The organism is Methylocella silvestris (genome assembly GCF_002891535.1).
Classification (GTDB): domain Bacteria; phylum Pseudomonadota; class Alphaproteobacteria; order Rhizobiales; family Beijerinckiaceae; genus Methylocapsa; species Methylocapsa silvestris_A.
Map to the genome: position 1 here is coordinate 43,662 of NZ_PDZR01000017.1, position 22,627 is coordinate 66,288.

At 64.4% G+C, this 22,627-nt stretch carries 15 protein-coding genes; 8 read left to right on the top strand and 7 right to left on the bottom strand.

Annotation, left to right across the window (positions count from 1 at the left end; all coding sequences use genetic code 11):
- The first annotated feature begins 387 nt into the window (after positions 1-387).
- Positions 388-1,614 (top strand): lysophospholipase, encoded by a 1,227-nt coding sequence (locus tag CR492_RS14205; protein WP_210200257.1) that lies wholly within the window; start codon positions 388-390, stop codon positions 1,612-1,614.
- A gap of 155 nt (positions 1,615-1,769) precedes the next feature.
- On the opposite strand, the gene guaA is transcribed toward CR492_RS14205, so the two are convergent.
- Positions 1,770-3,374, bottom strand: coding sequence for a glutamine-hydrolyzing GMP synthase (gene guaA / locus CR492_RS14210; RefSeq protein ID WP_102844405.1), 1,605 nt, complete (start codon positions 3,372-3,374; stop codon positions 1,770-1,772).
- A 125-nt stretch (positions 3,375-3,499) separates the two neighbouring features.
- Here guaA and CR492_RS14215 point away from each other — a divergent pair, with 125 nt between their 5' ends.
- A complete protein-coding gene (locus CR492_RS14215) occupies positions 3,500-4,960 on the top strand; it encodes a cryptochrome/photolyase family protein (protein WP_102844406.1) in 1,461 nt (486 codons plus the stop codon).
- A gap of 31 nt (positions 4,961-4,991) precedes the next feature.
- Here CR492_RS14215 and CR492_RS14220 read toward each other — a convergent pair whose 3' ends face one another.
- Both CR492_RS14220 and CR492_RS14225 read right to left on the bottom strand, forming a co-directional pair.
- Positions 4,992-5,783 (bottom strand): SDR family NAD(P)-dependent oxidoreductase, encoded by a 792-nt coding sequence (locus CR492_RS14220; protein WP_245412086.1) that lies wholly within the window; start codon positions 5,781-5,783, stop codon positions 4,992-4,994.
- Positions 5,767-6,702 (bottom strand): ChbG/HpnK family deacetylase, encoded by a 936-nt coding sequence (locus CR492_RS14225; protein WP_102844408.1) that lies wholly within the window; start codon positions 6,700-6,702, stop codon positions 5,767-5,769. The genes CR492_RS14220 and CR492_RS14225 overlap by 17 nt, the downstream gene beginning before the upstream one ends.
- Before the next feature lie 423 nt (positions 6,703-7,125).
- On the opposite strand from CR492_RS14225, the gene CR492_RS14230 reads away from it, so the two are divergent.
- Both CR492_RS14230 and murJ read left to right on the top strand, forming a co-directional pair.
- Entirely contained in the window at positions 7,126-8,124 is a 999-nt protein-coding gene (locus CR492_RS14230) for a glycosyltransferase family 2 protein (RefSeq protein WP_102844409.1), read from the top strand.
- Positions 8,125-8,130: 6 nt separating this feature from the next.
- Positions 8,131-9,693, top strand: a complete 1,563-nt coding sequence (gene murJ / locus CR492_RS14235; protein WP_102844410.1) for a murein biosynthesis integral membrane protein MurJ — start codon at positions 8,131-8,133, stop codon at positions 9,691-9,693.
- Between the two features lie 170 nt (positions 9,694-9,863).
- Here murJ and CR492_RS14240 read toward each other — a convergent pair whose 3' ends face one another.
- A complete protein-coding gene (locus CR492_RS14240; protein ID WP_102844445.1) occupies positions 9,864-13,937 on the bottom strand; it encodes a Pls/PosA family non-ribosomal peptide synthetase in 4,074 nt (1,357 codons plus the stop codon).
- Between the two features lie 291 nt (positions 13,938-14,228).
- Positions 14,229-15,077: an enoyl-ACP reductase FabI gene (fabI, locus tag CR492_RS14245; RefSeq protein WP_180982555.1), complete on the bottom strand. Its 849-nt coding sequence runs from the start codon at positions 15,075-15,077 to the stop codon at positions 14,229-14,231.
- Between the two features lie 261 nt (positions 15,078-15,338).
- On the opposite strand from fabI, the gene CR492_RS14250 reads away from it, so the two are divergent.
- The gene (locus CR492_RS14250; RefSeq protein WP_245412087.1) at positions 15,339-15,929 is read left to right on the top strand and encodes a sigma factor-like helix-turn-helix DNA-binding protein; all 591 of its coding nucleotides are present in this window, start codon (positions 15,339-15,341) and stop codon (positions 15,927-15,929) included.
- 11 nt (positions 15,930-15,940) lie between these two features.
- Positions 15,941-16,864, top strand: coding sequence for an anti-sigma factor family protein (locus CR492_RS14255; RefSeq protein WP_102844411.1), 924 nt, complete (start codon positions 15,941-15,943; stop codon positions 16,862-16,864).
- Positions 16,865-16,979: 115 nt separating this feature from the next.
- On the opposite strand, the gene CR492_RS14260 is transcribed toward CR492_RS14255, so the two are convergent.
- Together CR492_RS14260 and CR492_RS14265 are read right to left on the bottom strand one after the other, a co-directional pair.
- A complete protein-coding gene (locus CR492_RS14260) occupies positions 16,980-18,845 on the bottom strand; it encodes a hypothetical protein (RefSeq protein ID WP_102844412.1) in 1,866 nt (621 codons plus the stop codon).
- Between the two features lie 232 nt (positions 18,846-19,077).
- Positions 19,078-20,373, bottom strand: coding sequence for an adenylosuccinate synthase (locus CR492_RS14265; RefSeq protein ID WP_102844413.1), 1,296 nt, complete (start codon positions 20,371-20,373; stop codon positions 19,078-19,080).
- A 334-nt stretch (positions 20,374-20,707) separates the two neighbouring features.
- Between CR492_RS14265 and rpmE the strand changes: the two genes are divergently transcribed.
- Positions 20,708-20,938 carry a 50S ribosomal protein L31 gene (rpmE, locus tag CR492_RS14270; protein WP_102844414.1) on the top strand — a complete coding sequence of 77 codons (231 nt, stop codon included), beginning with the start codon at positions 20,708-20,710 and terminating at the stop codon, positions 20,936-20,938.
- A 157-nt stretch (positions 20,939-21,095) separates the two neighbouring features.
- Positions 21,096-22,607, top strand: coding sequence for an MFS transporter (locus tag CR492_RS14275; RefSeq protein WP_180982556.1), 1,512 nt, complete (start codon positions 21,096-21,098; stop codon positions 22,605-22,607).
- Positions 22,608-22,627 lie beyond the last annotated feature (20 nt).

The following is a 22,627-nucleotide window of genomic DNA, read 5'->3' on the forward strand; positions in this document are numbered from 1 at the left end:
TTCAGACTGGTTTATTCCGAGCCAATTTAGGATGATGAGCAGCGTATCGGCCACAAAACGCGCCCCGGAAGGTGGAACGTCAGGTTGACCCGAGCGCCATCGGCACCGACCGAAAACACAACGTCACGGCAGGTTAACGAAGTTCTGCTCATCTCCGATTCTGGCTAAATCTTAGTGGGTCAACGACCCGGGCTTGAGCCTATCGCAGCAAATACGCATATCGGGGCAAATGAAATGAATCCGCACGCGGCGAAGCCTGATTATCAAAAAGCAGACGCCGTGAGCGACAGCGTTAGCCGGCGGAGTTTTCTCAGATCAGCTGGCGTATCCGCTGGGTCCCTGGCTCTTTCAATGCCGGCGCGTGGCGCGCCGGCGTCACCCGCTCCAATGTCGCAGGCTGACCTCGGCAGGTCGATCCGCATCTCGAAGGAGCGGCTCAATGCGCTCGCAACGAAATTCTTTCCAGTGTTCAATGAACACAATATCCTGGAACCGATCTCCGCCGACAAGCACTCCGCGCGTTTTGACGTCGAGTTGAGACGCATCACCACTTTCACGCGCGTGCCGGAAACGGGAGAGCGAGTCAAAGTCAGCGGACTTCTCGCGGTCCCGATCGGCAGCAAGGGTTCGTTGCCGGTTGTCTCGTGGCAGCATGGCACGATCCTGTCCTTCGACCAGGTTCCGTCGAACCTGACACGGCTCGAGGCCGAGAGCTACGAATTGCACGACAATGTCGATTCGATCGAGACGTTGTTCAACATCCAGCGCTTCGCAGGAAACGGCTACGCGGTCATTGCTGCGGACTACCTCGGCAAGGGCCCCTATCGCGATGGCCGCGATGAAGCCTATGTCGTCAAGGGCGCCACCGTTCAATGCTGCCTTGATGTCCTGCAGGCAGGACTCGGGGAGCTAAAGAAATCTGGTCTGCGCCTATCCGCCCTGTTCCTGAATGGTTGGTCGCAAGGCGCTGTAAACACCCAGTGGCTCAAGCAGGACATGCAGCGGCGCGGCATCAAGGTCGTCGCAACCGCAGCCCAAAGCCCGTTCAACAATCTCCCTGACACCTTTCACTACTGGTCGAGTCCGGAATCGTACATTCCGTGCACGGAGACTACCTATCCGCTGCCGCCGGCCTGGATCACGCCATGCATGATCGTCGTGCTCGGGAGCTATCGGCGCTATTATGGACTGAATGATCTCTTCAAGACGGCGATCAAGCCGCAATACCTTGCATTTGCCGAGAAATACTGGTCCGACTACAGCCTTGATGAGGAAATCGCGAAGACAATTCCGCCGGCCGCCGACTTCCTGACGGACGGATTTTTCGAACGCTTCACCAACGACACGAACAGTAAGCTCCTGCGTCGCCTGGCTGCCAACAGCACGACCTTCTGGGAATACGATTCGCCGATCAGGTTCTACTACGGACTGGCCGACGAGGCCTTGAACCCAAGCCTTGTCAAGATGGCTCTTGCGTCCGGAGGACACGACATGGCCGGCATTCCGATCGATGGAGCGAGCCACCGCGGCGCCTTCCTGGCGAGTCTTTATGGGGACAGCGCCGTCCTGAGAGGAAAGCCTACGGTCTTCGACTGGTTCAATTCGCTGCTGTAAACGCGAGCGCCGAGGTAATATCGTGTGATTTGACGCTGGTCGTCCTGAGGTCGTGTTACCTTCGCAGGCTAGGCTGGCGGCGGCGCAGGCCCTGTTGAGTCCAATCACTATGTAATATATTAACTTGCATAGAGAGTTTTCTCGGCCCAAGCCGCTCATTCCCACTCGATCGTGCCCGGCGGCTTTGAGGTGACGTCGTAGACGACGCGATTGACGCCTTTGACTTCGTTGACGATCCTTGTTGCAGCGCGGCCAAGAAAGCCCATGCCGAAGGGGTAGAAATCCGCCGTCATGCCATCGACCGAGGTGACGGCGCGCAGCGCGCAGACAAACTCATAGGTTCGGCCATCGCCCATCACGCCCACTGTCTGCACCGGCAACAGCACGGCGAAGGCCTGCCAGATCTCGTCATATAATCCGGCCTTGCGGATTTCATCGAGGTAGATCGCGTCGGCCTGGCGCAAGATTTCGAGTTTTTCCGGCGTGATCCCGCCGGGGCAGCGGATGGCGAGGCCTGGCCCCGGAAAGGGATGACGCCCGACGAAGGCTTCCGGCAGGCCGAGTTCGCGGCCAAGCGCGCGCACCTCATCCTTGAACAGCTCGCGCAGCGGCTCGACGAGCTTCATGTTCATGCGCTCGGGCAGGCCGCCGACGTTGTGATGCGACTTGATCGTGACCGAAGGTCCGCCGCTGAAAGAGACGCTTTCGATCACATCCGGGTAGAGCGTGCCCTGCGCCAAAAACTCCGGGGCGCCGCGGCCGTCGGCGGCGATCTTTTTCGCCTCCGCCTCGAAAGCCGTGATGAAAAGGCGCCCGATGATCTTGCGCTTTTCCTCCGGGTCGCGAATGCCGGTCAGCGCCCCGAGAAAGAGGTCTTTGGCCTCGATGTGATGCAGCGGTATGTTATAGTGACCGCGAAACAGGCTGACGACCTCCTCGGCCTCTCCCCGCCGCAACAGGCCATGATCGACGAAGACGCAGGTCAGCCGTTCGCCGATCGCCTCGAAAATGAGCAGCGCGGCCACCGCCGAATCGACGCCGCCGGAGAGGCCGCACAGGACCCGGCCCGAGCCGACCTGCGCGCGGATCGCGGCGATCGCCTCCTGGCGGAATGCGCCCATCGTCCAGTCGGCTCTGAGCCCGGCCACCTTATGCACGAAATTGGCGATAAGTTTTGCGCCGTCCGGCGTATGGGCGACTTCGAGATGGAACTGCACGCCGAAAAATTTCCGCGCCTCGTCGGCGATCGCCGCAAGCGGCGCGCTCGGCGAGGTCGCGATCGGAACAAAGCCCTCCGGCAGTTCGCTGACCGCATCGCCATGGCTCATCCAGACGGGATAGCTTTTGCCCTCTTCCCACACGCCGTCGAACAAGGCGCTGTGGCGCAAGATCTCAACTTCGGCGCGGCCGAACTCGCGGCTGTGACTGTGCCCCGCGATAACCGTTCCGCCGAGCTGCTCGGCCATCACCTGCTCGCCATAGCAGATGCCAAGGATGGGCACGCCAGCCTCGAACAGGGATTTGGGCGCGCGCGGCGAATTTGGCTCCAGCACGGAGCTGGGGCCGCCGGAGAGGATCACCGCCTTGGGATTTAGCGCGTCAAAGGCCTTTTCGGCCGCCTGAAATGGCGCGATCTCGCAATAGACGCCCGCCTCGCGCACGCGGCGCGCGATTAGCTGGGTGACCTGCGATCCGAAATCGACGATCAGGACCTTGTCATGGCGCCTGACGATCGTCTCATAGAGCTTGTCCTCAGCCATGCGGCGACCTCTTTCGGCAAAAAACTCGATTAGGCGATCAGGCGTTGGGGCGCAAGCGCGCGCGTCGCGGCGCGTGAGGAAACCAGATCGTCAAGCGCCCGTTGAAGATGCGACCAGGGAAAGCAATGGCCGCGCTAAAAGAACAAACCACCGCGATCGTCTGGTTCCGCGACGATTTGCGGCTCGCTGACAATGAAGCGCTGGCGGCGGCCCTGCTAACCGGCGCGCCGCTTCTCTGCATCTATATTTTGCAAGATGGGGCCGGCGGCTTTCGTCCGCCAGGCGGCGCCGCGCGCTGGTGGCTGCATCATTCGCTGCAGGCGCTCGGGCAGGACATCGCGGCAAGAGGCGGTCGGCTCGATCTTTTTCGCGGCGACGCGCGCAAAATCCTGCCCGCGCTGACTGAGGCCGCCGGGGCGAACTTCGTTTGCTGGACACGGCGCTACGGCGGCCCGGAAATGGCGGCAGACGCGGCGTTGAAGGCGAAGCTCAAGAGCTCCGGCGTCGCGGCGAAAAGCTTTAACGGGCATTTGCTGCACGAACCCTGGGAGATCACGCGCGGCGAGGGCCAGGGGTTTGCGGTCTATACGCCCTATTGGCGCGCGGCGAGCGCAGCCGGGCAAGGCGGCGAACCGCTCCCCGCGCCGGACCGCCTCCGGGCGGCGCCCTTTCCACGTGGAGCGCCGCAAAGAGCGAGCCTCGCGGCGCTCTCGCTGATGCCGGAAAAAACCGATTGGGCCGGCGGTCTGCGCGCCGCATGGACCCCGGGAGAAAACGGCGCGCGGCAACGGCTCAAGGCTTTTCTGGAGGGCAGGATGGCGTCTTACCCGTTTCAACGCGATCAGCCCGACGCGGACGTCGTCTCGCGGCTGTCGCCACATCTGCGCTTTGGCGAGATCGGCCCGCGGCAGGTTTTTGCGGCGGTCCGCTCGGCCGAAGACAATCCGGCCAAAAACAGCCGCTTGAAATTTCTCGCCGAACTCGGATGGCGCGAGTTCAACTATCATCTGCTGTTTCGGCATCCCGAGGCCGCGCGCGAAAACATCCAGCGCCGTTTCGACAAAATGCCGTGGCGCGTTCCGCCGCCGCATGAGCTTTCCGCCTGGCGGCGCGGCGAGACAGGCTACCCCATCGTCGACGCCGGCATGCGCGAACTCTGGGCCACGGGCTATATGCACAACCGGGTGCGCATGATCGCCGCGTCTTTCCTGATCAAGCATCTGCTGATCGACTGGCGCGTCGGCGAGGACTGGTTCTGGGACACGCTGTGCGACGCCGATCCCGCCAATAATCCGATGAACTGGCAATGGGTGGCGGGCTCCGGGGCAGACGCTGCGCCCTATTTTCGCATTTTCAATCCCGTGCTGCAGGGCGAAAAATTCGACGCGGCAGGCGATTATGTGCGGCGCTGGGTCCCTGAACTGGCGGCGCTGCCGGGCAAATGGGTCCACAAACCCTTTGCCGCCCCGCCTTCCGTGTTACGCGAGGCGGGGGTGATGTTGGGCGAAACCTATCCTCGGCCCATCGTCGATCTTGCCGAAGGCCGCGCACGGGCGCTGGCGGCGTTCGCGAGGGTCAGGGGGTGACGGCAGCCGCCAGCCCCTCGCCGGCCGCTGTTCAGCCCTCGCGCTGCGCCCGCGACGCGGCGCGGCGCATGAGCGGCAAAAGCAGCGGATAGGGCAGCAAGCGCGCCGCCTTGAAAAAAAGGGCGAGGCGCCGCGGAAAGGCGATCTCGAAGCGATCCGCCTCAAGGCCCTTGCAGATGATGTCCGCCGCCGTTTGCACGCTCATGAGAAAGGGCATGTCGAAATCGGCGTAATCCGTCATCTGCGTTGCGACAAAACCCGGATTGACGATCTGGATTTTCAGGCCGCGAGGTTCGTAGGTCATGCGCAGCACCTCGGCCATATAGATCAGCGCCGCCTTGCTGGCGCCATAGGCCATCGAGCCCGGCACGCCGCCATAGCCTGCGAGCGAGGCGGTGATCGCTATCTGTCCCCTGCCCCGCGCTTCCATCGCGGCAAGCAGCGGCGCGAGACAATTGATCACGCCGCCGACATTGACCTCAAAACTGCGCCAGGCGACATCCGCGTCGAAGCCCTCGCGCTCGGCCGGGAAATAGACCCCGTGATTGAGGAAGGCGAGCACGATCGGGCCGAGCGCGGCTTCAGCCTCTTTGACGATCTCGGCCATGCGCTGGCGGTCGACGACATCGCCCGGAAAACTGACAATCCGCTCGTGCTCGGCGGCGAGCCCTTCAAGCTCGGCCGCCCGCCGCGCGCTCACGGCGACGGTAAAACCCTGGCTCGCGAGCCGGAGCGCGACCGCACGGCCAATGCCCGAACTTGCGCCGGTCACGAAGGCGACGCCTCGCGCCGTCACCGTAAGACCGTCACGCGGCGATCTCAATTCGCGGCGGCGCCATGCGCGCCAGCTTGACGCAAGCGCGCTGGAGCATAACCGCGAAGGCGGGCGAGAGAAGAAAACTCAGCTCACGCTCGCGGGTGATCGTCACGGGATCGGCCAGCACCAGCTCTTCGTCGCAATAGCCCGGGTGGCACATGATCAGGTGGCGGCGCCCCGGCGCGCGCAGATAGGCGGCAAAATCGGCGGCATAATCGCAGCACGGATCGAACTTTGAGAAGCCGGCAAAGCCTTCATTGGTCGCAAAGCCGCGGGCGGCCGCCTCGCGCGCAAAACCGGCGGCGAGCCAGGCGACGCCGAGCGCCTTCTTGACCTCGGTTCCGCGCCGCAGGATGCGCGTTGGCCGATCGGCGCTATTGCGCAGCCACGCCCTGCCCTTGAGCCCGCGCAGGTCGAGTTCGTCGAAGAGCCATTGCCGGATCTGCGGCAAGATCTGCACATGCTGATGCCCGTCGACGAAATCGGGCGGCACGCCGAAATGGTCGAGGAAAGAATCAAGCTGCCGCGCGATCTCGTGGCGAATCTCGCGCTCCGGCAATTGCCCGCGCCGCGCGCCGGCAAGAACGCGAGAGATCTCGGGAAAATGGCCGGAGGAAGCGAATTTGGGCATGAAGCTGAGCGGCGAGCCAAGCGTCAAATTAAGGTGAAGGCCAACATCAGCGCGGCCGGCGTAGCGCCGCAGCGCCGCGGCCCCCTTTGGCCAGGACGGACGCGTCGTCATCGCGCTGGTGGCGCTGAGACGGCCAGCTTCGATCGCTTCGATCACGCCCCGGTTGACGCCTGCGGAAATGCCGAAATCGTCGGCGCAAACGCTGATTGCGACGAGCGGCGGCCCCGCCGGGGCGATCGCCCCCCCTAAGGCCGCAACGGCCGGCGCGGCCTCGTTCTGCGCGAGCTTCCTCATGGCTTTGTCCTCGCGCGTCTCTCGCGCTCGATCTAAAAGCGAATTTTAGGCCCTCGCTTGCGCAATTCAATGCCAAAGCCTAGAGGATGGCGTCGAAAAATGGAATTCTCGCTTCGGCTTGCGCTGTTCGCCGCTCTCCTCGAGCACAGGATGAGCCAGAGCTTCACTTGCCGATCTTCGGACGACAAGCTGAAATCATCCGCCCTAGACGAGCCTCGACAAAACGCGCGATAGAACGAGACAGGATCTCGTGAATCGCGCGCCCCCCGCAGAAATTCTCGTTTTGACGTGTGGCGCCGGCAGCGAACCCTGCGCAGTTCCAGCGGTTTTTTCCAGCTTCGCTGTCCCACGGTCGGCACGGCTGTCTCGGGCGCAGACTTTTAGCGAAACTCCTTGAGGCGCGCCCATGAAAGAGACAAGCCGATGATGCATTCCGAAGGCCTGCTGACGGAAGCGGAGCTTTCTGTCGTCGCGCCGGTCTATAATGAATCGCAAAATCTGCGGCCGCTGCTCGAGCGGCTGATTCCCGTGCTTGAATCCTGCGCCAGGTCGTTCGAGATCATTTTCGTCGACGACGGCTCGACCGACGATACGATCGATGTCCTGCGCAAGGCGCATGATCTCGATCCGCGCATCCGCGCGGTCTCGCTCAGCCGCAACTTCGGCAAGGAGATCGCCATCGCCGCCGGGCTCGACCATATCAGCGGCGCCGCCGCCGTAATCATCGACGCCGATCTGCAGCATCCGCCGGAAATCATCCGCGCCTTTGTCGAGAAATGGCGAGAGGGCTACAAAAACGTTTACGGGCAACGCATCGACCGCGCCGCCGACGCCCCCCTTCGCCGCGTGCTGACGCAACGATTCTACAAGCTGTTCGGCGCCGTCGGCGAAATGCAGCTGCCGGAAGGGGCCGGCGATTTCCGGCTGCTCGACGCCAAGGCCGTGGCCGCGCTTAAAACCATGCGCGAACATGCGCGCTTTTCCAAAGGGCTTTATGCCTGGATCGGCTTCAAATCGATCGGCGTTCCCTTCGAGGTCGCCCCGCGCCTCGCCGGCCACTCCAAATTCAGCTATCGCAAGCTGACGCATTTCGCGCTTGACGGGCTGATGTCGTTCACGACCATGCCGCTCAAGATCTGGACCTATTTTGGATTGGCGACATCCGTCCTCGCCCTGGCCCTCGCCGCGTTCTATGTGATCCGCACGCTGTTGCTCGGCGTCGACGTTCCAGGCTACGCCTCGCTGATCGTGTCGATCACCTTCTTTGCCGGCATTCAGCTGCTCTCGCTTGGCATCCTTGGCGAATATATTGGCCGCATTTTCGCGGAGGTGAAGCGCCGGCCGCTCTATCTTGTCGAGGAGCGTCTTGGCCTTGACGAACGTGCGGGCGAGGCCTTTCCGCCGCGCCCCAACGTCGCCTGAGCCGCGATGTACAAAAGCCTGCTCTCGGTTGGCGGCTTCACGCTGTTGTCGCGCGCCGCGGGCTTTTTGCGCGACATTGTGCTCGGCGCCGTACTGGGAGCAGGGCTGCTCGCCGACGCTTTCGTCGTCGCGCAGCGGCTGCCCAATCATTTTCGCGCCATCTTCGGCGAAGGCGCCTGGAACGCCGCTTTCGTGCCGACCTATTCGCGCGTGCTGCAGGGCGAGGGCCTTGACGGCGCCCGCCGCTTCTCGGGCCAGATTTTCGTCGGACTCCTCGTCTGCCAGCTCGCGCTGCTGGCGCTTGCGCTTCTGTTCACGCCCGCCTTCATCGATCTGCTGGCGCCGGGATTTCGCGAGGACCCGGAAAAATTCGACCTCACGGTGACGCTGACCCGGATCACCTTTCCCTATCTTCTGTTCGTGACGCTGGTCACGCTGCAATCCGGCGCCCTCAACGCGCACGGGCTTTTCGCCGCCGCCGCCTTCGCCCCCGTGCTGATGAATCTGTCGATGATCGCCTTTCTTGGCGTCGCCTACCTGTTTCCGAACGCGGGCGCGGCGGCGAGCTGGGGCCTCACGATCTCCGGTCTGTTGCAGCTCGCCCTTACCAGCGCCGCCGCCTGGCGCGCCGGCATCCTCGAGCGTCTCGCCTGGCCAAGGCTGACCGCGAGTGTCAAACGCTTCCTGACGACGCTCGGCCCCGCAGTGATCGGTTCGGCCGGCGTCCAGATCGCGCTCTTTACCGACACGATCATCGGCTCCATGCTGCCGACGGGAGGGCCGTCCTCGATCTACTACGCCGACCGCATCTATCAGCTGCCGCTCGGCGTCATCGGCATCGCGGCCGGCACCGTGCTGTTGCCGCAGATGAGCCGCCTCCTCGCCGCCGGCAGACCGGCCGGGGCGCTGCACGCGCAAAACCGGACGATGGCGATTTCGCTGGCGCTGACCGCGCCTTTTTTCATCGCCTTCATCATGATCCCCGACTTCATCATGAAGGGTATTTTTTTGCGCGGCGCCTTCACGCTCGAAGCCGCCCACGCCTCGGCCGACGTGCTCTCCGCCTATGGATTTGGCCTCATCGCCATCGTGCTGCTGCGTTCGGCGGTGGCCAGTTTTCAGGCGCATGGCGACACCAAGACGCCAATGCTCATTTCGCTGGCGGCGGTCGCGGTGAACATCGGTCTGAAGCTGATTTTGTTCGAACCCTGGGGCGCCGCCGGCCTTGCGACGGCGACCGCCGTCGGCGCCTGGATCAATCTTGTGCTGCTCGCCATCTTCGCGATTCGGCGCGGCTCGATGAAACCGGATCTCATCTTGTGGAAGACGGCCGCCTGCGTTTCGATCGCATCTTTCGCACTGTCTGTATTCGCGCTGCTCGCGGCGGCGCCGATCGAGCGGCTCGCCACAAGAATCGGCCATTTCGCCAATGAGACTGAACTTCTGTTACTCGGATTTGGCGGGGCGCTGATCTATGCCGCGATCCTGCTCGCCGGACTCCATGTCGCCGGCGTGAAGCTGCGGCGGGCGGCGACGCCTCCCGAAGACAAGATTTTTGATCCCGCCTAGAGCATGATCGGAGAAAGTTGCAGACTTTTTCGACAAAGATCACGCTTCAAAACAGATGCTTGACGAGGCGGATGCGATTCAGTTTGAACGCATCCTGCCCTGAAGCGCTTTCTGACCGAACGCAAGCATTCGTCGGACAAGAAACTGCGTCAGATTCAAAAGCTTATGCTCTAGGCCGCTTCCTTCTCGACAATGACGTCGGCCGCGCCCTTTGGCTCGGCCGGCGCGCCGACCCATTCGGAATGGGGCGGAATCTGCTCGCCCTTCATCACCAGCGTCAGCGGTCCGAGCCGGGCATAGTCTCCAACCAGCGTATCATAGAGAACCGTCGAGCCGGCCCCGATCGTGACGCCGTCGCCGATGGCGACGCGGCCGACCTTCATGACGCGATCCTCGTAAAGATGCGTCTGCAGCGCGGAAATAGCGTTGAGCGCGGCGAAATCGCCGACCTTGATGCAGTCGAATTCGGTGATGTCGGTCATGTCCATGTAGACGCCCTTGCCGAATTTTGCGCCGAACAGGCGCATCATCCAGGGCAGGAACGGCGTGCCGCGCAAATGATCGAGCAGCACCTTGCCGGCCATGCCCCAATAGATCACGGCGACGGCCTCAGTGCGCATAGCCCACCACGACCACATCGGCTTCACCATCGGCTCATAGCGTCCCATGGTCAGCCATTTCAGCACGATTACAACGATCGTCAGCATCAGGCAGATGGCGACCGACGATACCGTGAACTGCACCGCGACCGCGCCATAGTCGCCGTCGAGGACGCTGGAGCTGAACCACTCGACCGCCCAGGTGCCGAGCGTGATGAACAGCATCGTCGGCATCGAGATCATCACCGCCTCGAAGCAGGCGCGGGCGAATTTCTTCCACTTCGGCGCTTCATAGGTCCAGTTGGCGCCGCCGGCGTCGAATTTCTGCCGCACCGGCAATTTGATCGGCGGCGAGCCGAACCAGGTATCGCCCTCATTCATGAGATGGTTCGCCGGCGGCTTCGACTTGATGCCGATCAGCGCATTGGCCGGAATGTCGGCGCCGGTCGGGATCACGGCGCTGTTGCCGACAAAGACCCGCGGCCCTGTCTTGACGCGCCGCAGCACCATCCAGCCATTGCGCACTTCCTCGTCGCCGAAGACCACTTCGTCGGCGATAAAGTTCTTTTCGCCGATCTCGACGAGGTCATAGCGGCCGGACAGATTGGTCGAGATCTCGGCGTCCTTGCCGATCTTCGCGCCCATCAGCCGATACCAGCCGCGCATATAGACCGTCGCGTAAAGTGAGGAGAGCGTTTCGAGCGTGATTTCGGTGGCGAGCGTCACCGCCCATTTGCGCAGATAGAACCAGGAATGGACCGAATAGGTCCCCTCGCGCACACGCGGCAAGATGATCCAGCGGCAGATGGCGATGAAGCCTACCGTCACCAGCACCATGACGAAGGCGGTCGGCCAGGCCATGATCGGGATCATCGCCATGTAATGGAGCCGGTCGATGTCGCCGATGCCGATGATGTCGTCGATCCGGTCGAACACCCAGAAAGCCGGGAAGATCGGCAGGAGCCCAAGCGGCGGAATGGCCAGCAGCAGCGCGAGATAGACCCCGCCCATGACAAAGCGGCGCGGCGCTGAGCCGATCGCGGCGGCGCCGAGCTCTAACGGGTCGATCTTGCCGGTCAGGCGCACGGGCGAGCCGTCCCAGCTCTCATAATCGCCAATGCGCCCGCCGGCGCCGATCGCGCTGAGATCGCCGATCTCGGCGCCGCGTCCGATCACGACGTCTTCCTCGATGACGCAGGATGAGCCGATATAGGCGTCTGCGCCGATCTCGATCGAACCGATGATGAGTTCGCCGCCCTCGACCCTCGCATTGGCGAGATTGGCGATCGAGCCGACGCTTGCGCCGTCGCCGAAGGAGATAAGATCGATCGCGCCGGCGTCGACCTCGCCGATGATGGCGTCCTTGCCAACCTTCGCTCCCAGCGCGCGCAAATAAAAGCGCATGAAGGGAGAGCCGGAAAACCATTTGATATGGACGAGGCCGATGAACCGCCGCGCCAGCCACCAGCGAAAATAATAGACGCCCCACAGCGGGTAGCGGCCGGGTTTGGTGCGCCCGATGATCAGCCATTTCGCCGCGATGGTGATGGCGACGGTGACGATGTTAATGCACATATAGACGAGGATCAGCGAAATGATTTCCTCGCCGATCGCTGCTTCCGCGCCCGTCAGCAGCATGTAGCTGACGAACACGCCAAGCCATTGCGCCGTGACGAGGGCGAGGATGACCGGCAGGGCGACAGCCTGGGCGAGGCCGCAGAGAAAGCGCCGCAGCAGCGGCGGCGGGTCGAAGCCAAGATCGTCAGGACCGGCGATATGGGCCCATTTGCGGTCGATGAGTTCGCCGATGCCGCGCAGCGTCCGCGCCGAATAGACGTCCTGAAGCGTGACGCGGGAGAGCGCCTGCGTCTTGCGGACAATCGAGATGAAGCGCGCGGCGAGCAGTGAATGGCCGCCAAGGTCGGTAAAGAAATCGGCGTCGAAGGGAATCGCCTGCGGCGGCAGGACCTCCTTCGCAGCGGCGAGCAGGCTGGCTTCCGTCGATGTGCGCGGTTCCTCCTGCGCCTCGCTGGAATCGACCTCGGCGAGGGCGACGAGCCTCAGACTTTTGCGGTCGACCTTGCCGGACGACAGCTTTGGCAGGCTGGCGATCGATTCGAACCGGCTCGGCACCATATAGGGCGGCAGGCTCGCCCGCAGGGAGCCGCGCAAGACGCGAGTCTCGAGCGCGCCCGCCTCGACGGCGCCCGGCGCCGGCACGAGGAAGGCGACGAGCTGATCGACGCCCGCATCATTGCGCAGAACCACGGCGGCATGGGCGACGCCCTCGAGGTCGCCGAGCTTCGCCTCGATCTCGCCAAGCTCGACGCGGAAGCCGCGCACCTTGACCTGATCGTCGATGCGGCCGCGAAACAGGATTTCGCCGGCCTCATTGATCGCGACGGCGTCTCCGGAGCGATAAAGCACTGGATCGCCGGTCGCCGCATCGAAGTCCGCGAAGAGAAAGGGATTGGGAATAAATTTCTCGGCCGTCAACTCCGGACGCTTCAAATAGCCGCGGGCGACGCCGGGGCCGCCGATCAGAAGCTCGCCCTCGCTCCCCGGCGCGACGAGATTGAGATCTTCGTCGACGACATAGCAGGAGTAATTCGGGATCGGACCGCCGATTGTAACGGCCACGCCGGCCTGCACCTCGCCGATGGTGGCGACAACGGTCGCCTCGGTCGGGCCGTAGGAGTTGAAGATTTGGCGCCCCGGCTTGCACCAGCGATTGGCGATGGCAGGCGGACAGGCCTCGCCGCCGAGAATGATCACCCGCAGCGTCGATACGTCGCGTGGAAGCAGCGCGAGCAGCGTCGGAACCGTGTCGAGAACGGTGACGCCATTCGCCTCCATGATTTCCGGCAGCTTTTCGGTCTCGCCCATGACCTCCGGCGTTGCAACGAACAGCCGCGCGCCGACGAGATAAGGCAGCCAGATCTCCTCCATCGACAGGTCGAAGGCGACCGACGCGCCCTGAAACACGACGTCCGACGCATCAAGCCCGTAGATTACATTCGCCGCGCGCAAATAATGGCAGATATTGGCGCCGGTGATGACGATGCCTTTCGGCGCGCCGGTCGAGCCCGAGGTGTAGATCAGATAGGCGGGAGAGGCGGGGGTCGCCCCCAGCGCGCGCGCGTCGACCTTTTCGTTGGCGGAATAATCGGCAAGCTCGCGCAAGGTGAAGGCGGCGCAACAGAAACGGCCGGCGCATTTTGGGACGAAATCGGCCGAGATCACGATGAATTTCGCGGCGGCGTCCTCAAGGCAGACGGCGATCCGCTCAACGGGCGCGTCGCCATCGAAGGGAAGCCATGCGGCGCCGACCTTGGCGATGGCGATCTGTCCGATCAGAAGCTCGTGGCCGCGCGGCATCCACAGGCCGGCGACGTCCCCCGGACGCAAGCCCCCGCGCACGAGACCGCGAGCTATCGCCTCGGCTTTCTCGTCCACCTCTGCATAGGTGAGCGCGCCGTCGCGCGTCACCATCGCCAGCGCGTCCGGATCGGCGGCGACCGTCGCGGCGAAGATCTCGCACAGGAGTTCGTCACGCCGCAGGTTCGGCAGGCGCGGACCGCGCAATATAGACTGCGCCCCGCCGCCCTCTTGCGCATCGGCAGTCGCCGAGCCGTTTTGCGTCATGTCGGGTCCTGATTCCATCGTCGCGCCAAGCTCGTCCGCAGAGCCCGATCGCGAGCCGTTTTGCGGCGAGCGACACCCGACGCCGCCCTGTGTCAGCCTTTGTCTGCCGCTCCCGATATCGATCGGGCCCGGCGGCGCGCAAGCTTTCGACACCCGCCGCCCGACGCAAGAGCCTCGCGCGGAAGATGCGAATGCAAGCCTTAATGGCGCGTGAACAGACGCGAGCGGAAGGCGGCGTCTAGCTTAGAGGCGTTCTTATAAAGCGGCGAACTGCGGGCGTAAACGCCGGAATTACTCCTTGCCCAGCGCGCCCATGTCTGGCGCGGCCGGATTTTTCATTCCGACGATATGGTAGCCGGCGTCGACATGGAGAATTTCGCCCGTCACCCCGCGCGACATCGGCGAGAGCAGAAACACGGCGCTTTCGCCGACTTCCTCAATGGAGACGGAGCGGCGCAGCGGCGCATTATATTCGTTCCACTTCAAAATATAGCGGAAATCGCCGATCCCCGACGCTGCGAGCGTCTTGATGGGGCCTGCCGAAATGGCGTTGACGCGGATATTCTTCTCGCCGAGGTCGGCTGCGAGATAGCGCACGCTGGCTTCAAGCGCGGCTTTTGCGACGCCCATGACATTATAGTGCGGCATCCATTTTTCGGCGCCGTAATAGGTCAGGGTCAACAGCGATCCGCCATCCCGCATCAGCGGTTCAGCGCGCTGCGCGATCGCGGTGAAGGAATAGCAGGAGATCAGCAACGTGTTACTGAAATTTTCCGCCGTCGTATTGACGTAGCGGCCCGTCAGCTCGTCCTTATCGGAGAAGGCGACGCAGTGAACGACAAAGTCGAGCTTGCCCCAGCTGCGCTCGATCTCGCCAAAGACAGCGTCAAGGCTCGCAGCGTCGGTCACGTCGCAATGGCCGACGACGACGCCGCCAAGTTCGGCCGCGAGCGGGCGCACCCTCTTGCCGAGCGATTCGCCCTGAAAAGTGAAAGCGAGCTCGGCCCCGGCGTCGCGCGCCGCCTTGGCGATGCCCCATGCGATCGACCGATTATTGGCGAGGCCCAGAATGAGGCCGCGTTTGCCAGCGAGTGGGCCGGATCGGATCAGATCATCTGTCATAGCTTCCGGTTGCGTCATTCTCGGTCCGGATATGAGGGGGTATGGGCGGCTTCGATGGAACGGCCGCTGCGTCAGCCGCGTTTAAGGATTATCGTGGCGTAAAGCAAGGATCGCGAGTGGTTGATCCGGGCGGGGCCTGTCGCCCTTAATCAAAATTTGTTTCTTCCAGTATGCACGAGGCGCGGCGAAGCTTATTATATATTATAGCGGCGTGCGGACTACGCAGCCGGGACGCGCCGGGTATGGAGCGCTAGGTTGAGTTTGCGTGAAGAATTAAACTTGCTTGCGCCGCGGCTGCGGCGTTTCGCGCGCGCTCTCGTCGCCGGACACGCGGGCGCGGCGCGCTCTGCCGACGCTCTCGTCGGAGGCGTTTTGCGGCATTTTTTCGACGCCGGCGCACAGCAGGGACGCCGCGATATCGACGCGCAAGCCTATGCCATGCTCATCGAGGCGAACCGCGATGAGCTTCGCGCCAGGGCGCAGGCCACAGGTTCGTCTATCGGGCAGGCGACAGGAGCCGCGCCGGGGCCGAACAGCTCCAGCTTCATGCCGCCGCCAGCCGCCGCGCGCACCGGCGCCGTCTTCGCCACGGACCTGCATGCGTCCGAGAAAACTGCAAGCGCGCATACTTCCACGGACGCGATCGGGCCGGCGCTCGGCGCATTGAAGCTTGAAGAGCGCGAAGCGCTGCTCCTCGTTGCGCTTGAGGGGTTTTCGTATGTCGAGGCCGCGCGGATTTTGAAAATCTCGCGGCCGCTCCTTATAGCGCGACTGTCGCGCGCGCGTGACAGATTGCCCCGCGATCTCTCGGACGGCTCCCCGGCGCGGCGGGCAAAGTCGCAGGCGCCCTATTTGCGCCTCGTCAAGTAAGCCGGACGCCTATGAACGGCGCTCCCCCCGCAATCGATGACGAAGAGCTGATGGCCTTTGTCGACGGCGAACTCAGCGCCGAGCAGCGGTGCGCCGTCGAGAGCTATATCGCATCCTCCCCCACCGCCGCGGAGCGGGTGGAAATCTGGCGCCAGCAGGGAAAAGCTCTGCGCGCCGCCTTTGCGCGGGTCGAAGCCGAGCCGCCTGCGCCGATCCTCGTGCCCTACCGCAAACGCGCGCTGCCGCGCCTGATGCGCTCTTGCGGCTCCGCGCCGCCGGCGTCGCCGGCCAATGCGGCAAGGAGCGCGCTTGCCGAAGCCCGGCGCGAGCCGATCCAAGGCGAGGCGTTGCCACGCCGGGCCGCGCTCAAGACACAGTTCGCCCTTGTCGCGACCTTCGTCGCGGGCGCTGCGGCCGCTCTCGCCCTGGTTCATTTCAGCGATCATCTCGTCGCCCGGCAGGAGGGCTTGATCGGGCGCGGACTGCCCGCCACAGGGGCCGACGAGCCCATCGCGCAACGCGCGCGCGAAGCGCTGTCGCACTTCAACGGCGGCAAAACCACCAGCCGCGACGCCGCTGCGGCGGTCACAGGCGGCGGCGCCTTGATCGTGCCAAATCTGTCGGACGCCGGCTATGCGCTTATCGGAGCCCGCGCGGGGCAAGGCGCAGGCAGAGATCGCGGCGAAGAGCCGTTCTGCCTGTTCTACGCGATGCAGAGCGCGCGGCCGGTGGCGCTCTGCATCGCCGCCAAGGACGACGGCGTGGCGAGCGGCGCGGCGGCGCAGATGAGCGTTTCAGGCGAGGCTGGCGCGGCGGTGGTCAGCTGGAGGCAGGCGGGAGCCCGCTACGCTTTGGCCGGATCCTTGCCCGAAGGCGCGCTGCGCGATCTCGCCGGCCGGGTCAGCAAAGAGGTCGCGGCGTTCGACGCGCGCTGATACGAACAATTTTCGACGCGTCACGTCATCGCGAAAAGTCTCCAACTTTTCGGCATGATCCGCTTGTTCGATGCATCATGTCAGCCCGAAAAGTCGCCAACTTTTCGGCATGATGCTATTGCCCCTTCCAGGCGGCGATGGCGTCGTCGATCGCGCGGTCGCCGGCGGGACCCTTCTCGAAGGTGAGCTTGGCGATCTTGCCACTGCTCAAAAGAATCGGCACGTCGATCCATCCGCGCGACTTGATAAGATCAAGATTGCCGGCCTCCGGGCCGCCGCTGGTCAGTCCGACGAGAAATGTATTGTCGGTGATCTGAACCGGGACGCCATTCAGTGCGTCTCCGGTCGCTATGTCCTCGCGCCGCATCTGCGGCACGCTGATCTGCTGCACTGGACCGAGCGGACTGTCGGCGCCCTCGATAAACTGGATCTTCATCGTGTGCGAGGCCGGCAGGCTGGTGTCGAAATTCTTCTGAAGCGTCATGACGATTTCGAGCTTTTCTTCCGGAATCTCGACCGTCGCCTGCACCGCCATGCTCAGCGGGTCATTCGGCCCATTGGTGACATTGTCGACCTTCCAGTTGACCGCGCCGAGAAAGGTTCTGACCTTGTTCGGCTCCTCCGGCGCTTCGACAAGCAGCGCCGCCCGCCGTGCGCTCTGGGTTTCTGGCTCGGTCGCAGTCGGGGCGCTGCGCGCCGCAGACGACGGCGCGGGGGAGGTCGCCGCGGGCGATCCGGCCGAATCTTGCGGCTCGGCCAGGCCGCCGCCGATGCGGTCGACGATCTTTCCGCTCGACGGCGCCGGCTCGGGGATAACGACCGGCGCGGCGGCGCGCTGCCGCAGCTCTTCAGGCCGGTCGCGCAGCTGATAGGCCGCGACCGCGATGAGAAGCACCAGCAGCCCGAGGATAAAACCGACAAGCCACAGTCGGCGCGGCGCGGCGTCCTCGCGGCGCGGCTGCGGCGCAAAGGGGCGCTGCGTCTCCGCCCGCGGCCGGACCGAAACCGTCGCCGGATCGGACCCATCTTCGCCAAGCGCAGAGGCGTCGCCCTCAGGAGCCGGCGGCGCAAAATCAGACCGCGCCCACTCCTCCGCCTGCGCCCCGCCAAGGGGATCGGGCGCGGGCCCGCCCCACTGCGGCTCGCTCTCCATCTCCCAGCGCCGCGGCTCGGCCTCGCGCGGTTCGAAGACGGGCTCCCGCCACGCTTTGTCGTCATCGCGCCCTGGCTGGTCCGGAAGAGGATCGGGCGCAGGCGCAGTATTGGACGTCGATTCAGGGAAAAATGCCGGCCCCGGCGCGACGTCGGGCGCCGCCGGGGCTCGCGGCGGCGTGCGCAGCAAACTTGTCCCCAGCGGACGGCGCGGGGGGAGCCCTGCGCCGGGCGGCGGCGCCTCCTGGGCAGTCTTGTCGCGCCGCGCTTTGAAGAACATCGGCGGGCGCGTCTGCAGGCTCGCCGGCCGCCCGCCTCTAAAATCGGGCTTCGCCGTATCGTCCCTGATTTTTTGCGCGTCGTCAGCGCCGTCCCCGGCGAGAGGAGCAAGCGGCGCCTCGGCCGCGCCGACAGGCGGGCGCTCTTGCGGCTCCGCCTGCGGTTGTTCTTGCGGCAAATCGGGCGCGCTTGGGCCGCCGGCAAAAGGCGGCTCGGGCGCGAATTCATGCGGCGCGGATGGCTCATTGGGGCGCTCGGCGACCATAGGCTCGGCCGGCGCGGCGGGGATTTCCGCGCGCTCGGGCTGAGGCTCGCGCTCGGGCGGCGCAGGTTCTGGCGAGGGCGCGAAATCGGCCTCGAGCCGCGCCACGGCGTCTTCAAGCGCGACGCTCTCGCGGTCGATTTCTTCAACGGGAATCGGCGGGTCGAGACGGCGCAACTGCCCGAGCAGCGCATTGCGGGCGCGGTCATAGATGGCGCTGCGCGCTTGCGGGGTCGGATCGGCGAGCCCTGCGACGGCCCTGGCGAGCAGCGGATAGTAATCAGCCATGTCTGGTTCAGACCATTCGCGCGTTGATCCGTCAATCGTTGAGGCCGCTTATATCACGCGGCTCGATCTGTTCCATCGAGTCGATCGAGACAGATCAACCTCTTCGATTTCAAGTGATTAGGTCGTGATAGCGGTCGCATCGGCGCTCACGCCCGCCGTCTGCGCGCCAGCATGGCTGGGCATTTTGACGAGAACATGCCCCAAAGCGTTCATCTGCCCGGATTTTCTCGTTTCAATCGCGGAAAGGATTATGCACCAAAATGGTGTCGGCCCGTTCCGGACTGGTCGAGAGAAGCGCGACGGGCGCCTCGATCAGCTCCTCGATTCGCCGCACATATTTGATGGCCTGCGCCGGCAGCTCGGCCCAGGAACGGGCGCCGGCTGTCGTGCCGGCCCAGCCTTCCATCGTCTCATAGATCGGCGTCACACGAGCCTGCGCCGCCTGACTCGCCGGGAAGCGATTGACGCGCGCGCCATCAAGCAAATAGCCGACGCACACTTTGATCTCCTCGAAGCCGTCGAGGATGTCGAGCTTGGTCAGGGCGATGCCGTCGATGCCGGAGGTTTTCACTGTCTGGCGCACCAGCACCGCGTCAAACCAGCCGCAGCGCCGCCGCCGGCCGGTGTTGGTGCCGAATTCATGCCCGCGGTCGCCGAGTCGCTGCCCGGTTTCATCGTGGAGCTCGGTCGGAAACGGGCCGCCGCCGACCCGCGTCGTATAGGCCTTGGCAATGCCAAGAACATAGCCGATCGCCTTCGGCCCCAGCCCCGAGCCGGTGGCCGCGTTCGCCGCGACGGTGTTCGAAGAGGTGACGAAAGGATAAGTGCCGTGATCGACGTCGAGCAGAGCCCCCTGCGCGCCTTCGAACAAAATGCGCTTGCCATCGCGGCGCGCCGTCTCGAGCAGATCCCAGACCGCGTCCATATAGGGCAGCACTTTCGGCGCGACGTCCTCGAGCTCGGCGCGAATCGCGGCGCGTGTGACAGGCTCGAGCCCGAGCCCGCGCCGCAACGGGTCGTGATGGGCGAGCAGACGGTCGATCTTTTCATCGAGCGAATCGGGTTCGGCGAGGTCCATCAGCCGGATCGCGCGGCGGCCGACCTTATCCTCATAGGCTGGCCCGATGCCGCGCTTTGTGGTGCCGATCTTGACGCCGGCGACGGAGGCGGATTCGCGGTGCGCGTCGAGTTCGCGGTGCAGCGCCAGGATGAGCGTGACATTATCGGCGATCTTCAGATTGTCCGGCGTCACCTTGACCCCTTGCGCGGAAATCTTGGCGATCTCGTCGACGAGATGATGCGGATCAAGCACCACGCCATTGCCGATCACAGACAGTTTGCCCGGCCGCACGATGCCAGACGGCAGCAGCGCCAGCTTATAGACCTGATTACCGATGACGAGCGTATGGCCGGCGTTGTGGCCGCCCTGAAAGCGCACGACGATGTCGGCCTCGATCGACAGCCAGTCAACGATCTTGCCCTTGCCCTCGTCGCCCCATTGGGCGCCGACCACCACAACATTCGCCATCTTTATCGCTTCTTCACGGGGTTGCGCGTCTCGACGTATCGCGCGTCTTCAGGGGCGAGGGCCCGCGCATTCGGCGCGCCTTGCTTGTAAAAAACAATCCCGGCGCACTGGCCGGGTTCAGATTGCGGTACACAATCGCCGCGCGCGAGTAAAGCCGCGCAGGCGGCGCGCGCGCGTTTGCCGCCCTCTCGCCTTGTCACCGGCGCGCGCCTTTGCTATAGGCCGCAGCTTCCAGTCACGATCTGCGGCCGAGGCGGCCGTGGCGGCGTTTTGACCGGCTCGCGCCTTCGGGCGATAGCCGACGAAAAGTTTTCGAGAGTTTGAGGCAGTCCCGATGAAAGCCGATATCCACCCGCAATATCACCTGATCAAGGTCGTGATGACCGACGGGACCGAGTTTCTGACCCGCTCGACCTATGGGTCGGAAGGCGCGACCTTGAACCTCGACATTGATCCGAAGACGCATCCGGCCTGGACCGGCGGCTCCGCACAGCTGCTCGACCGCGGCGGTCGTCTGTCGCGCTTCAATTCGCGCTTCAGCGGCCTGAGCTTCGGCAAGAAGTAAGCTGACTTGGGGCGGAGCGCGTTTTCAGCCGGACCGCTCCATCAGCTCCTAAAAGCGCAAGATCCCAAAGGCGCCGGCATCATCGCCCGCCTTTGCCCAACTCCCTTCCTGACATCCTGAAACCCGCCAGGGAAATGCGATGGAGCCGGGGCCGCGGATGCGTGAGCCAACCGAAAGCGCCGCCGCGCCGCAGCGATCTCTGTACGCTGTGATGCGCCGCCTTGGCCGCGAGCCGGCGCCTCTCGCCTGGATCACGCGTCAGTCCTGGAGCCCCTGGCTGGTGGTCGGGCTGGTTTGCGTCGGCGCCTTCCTCGGCCAGCTGGACGCCACCATCGTCCAGCTCGCCTTACCCACTCTTGGCAAGACTTTCGCCGCGCCGCTGCAACAGGTCAGCTGGGTCGCGCTGGCCTATCTCGTCGCCTTCGCGTCATTCTTGCCGATTTTCGGGCGGCTGTGCGAGATCGTCGGCAGGAAGTCGCTTTATCTCACGGGATACGCCCTGTTCGTCGTCGCGAGCGCATTATGCGGCCTTTCCACTAATCTCAACGAACTGATCGTCTTCCGCGTCCTGCAGGGGATCGGCGGCTCGCTGCTGGGCGCCAACAGCATCTCCATTCTCGTGGCCGCAATAGGCCCGAAACAACGCGGCAAGGCGCTTGGAATCTTCGCGGCGGCGCAGGCGGTCGGCATGAGCGCGGGGCCCGCCGTCGGCGGCCTGATCCTCGCCGCGCTCGACTGGCGATGGCTGTTCTGGCTCGCTGCGCCGTTCGGAACGGCCGCCATCGTCGTTGGATGGCTGGCGTTGCCGCAAACGGAGACGGCCGAGCGGGACAAGCGGTTCGATTGGCGCGGCGCCGTCCTGATCGGACCCGCGCTCATCTTCCTCATCGTGGCGCTAAACCATCTCTCGGCCCAGACCTCGCCGCTCACAATGGCTTTCCTTGCCGGGTCGTCGGCGCTGGGCTGGCTTCTCATCCGGCATGAACGCGCATCGCCCCGCCCGCTGGTTGATCTGCTTTTATTCCGCAGCAGAGCCTTCTGCTGCGGGGCGATCGCCGTAGCGCTGGCTTACGCCCTGCTCTACAGCATGTTCTTCCTGATGTCGTTTGCGCTGGAACATGGCTATGGCGACAGTCCCGCGGCTGCGGGACTTCGCCTGGCGATCATACCGGTCGCGCTCGGCGCTACGGCGCCGTTCAGCGGCGCGCTCAGCGACCGGTTTGGCGCGCCGCTGCTCAGCGCCGCGGGAATGGCCTGCTGTTTTGGCGCTCTGCTGATGCTTGTCTTAGGCGGACAGGAATCGGGCGGCGCGCATTTCGTCGCAGCGGCGGCGTTCGCGCTGTTCGGCGCCGGACTGGGCGCTTTTATTGCGCCCAACAACCACAGCACAATCGAAGCCGCGCCCGCGCGTCTCTCGGGCGAAGCCGGTTCAATGCTGAATCTCATGCGCGTGCTCGGCGCCAGCCTTGGCGTCGCCGCCGCAACAGCCAGCCTCTCCTGGCGTCTCGAGGTCGCAGGGGGCGGCCAGAATTGGCTCGGCGTCACAGGCGCCTCGCTGCTCGGCGCCGTCGCGTCCAGTCTGATGATCCCGGCCGGCCTCGCCGCGCTCGCGGCGGCGGCGGCGCTCTGCGCGACCGCGCCTCGGGCGCCGAAAGCAGACTTGTCCTGAGACGGCAAGCAGCGCCAAAC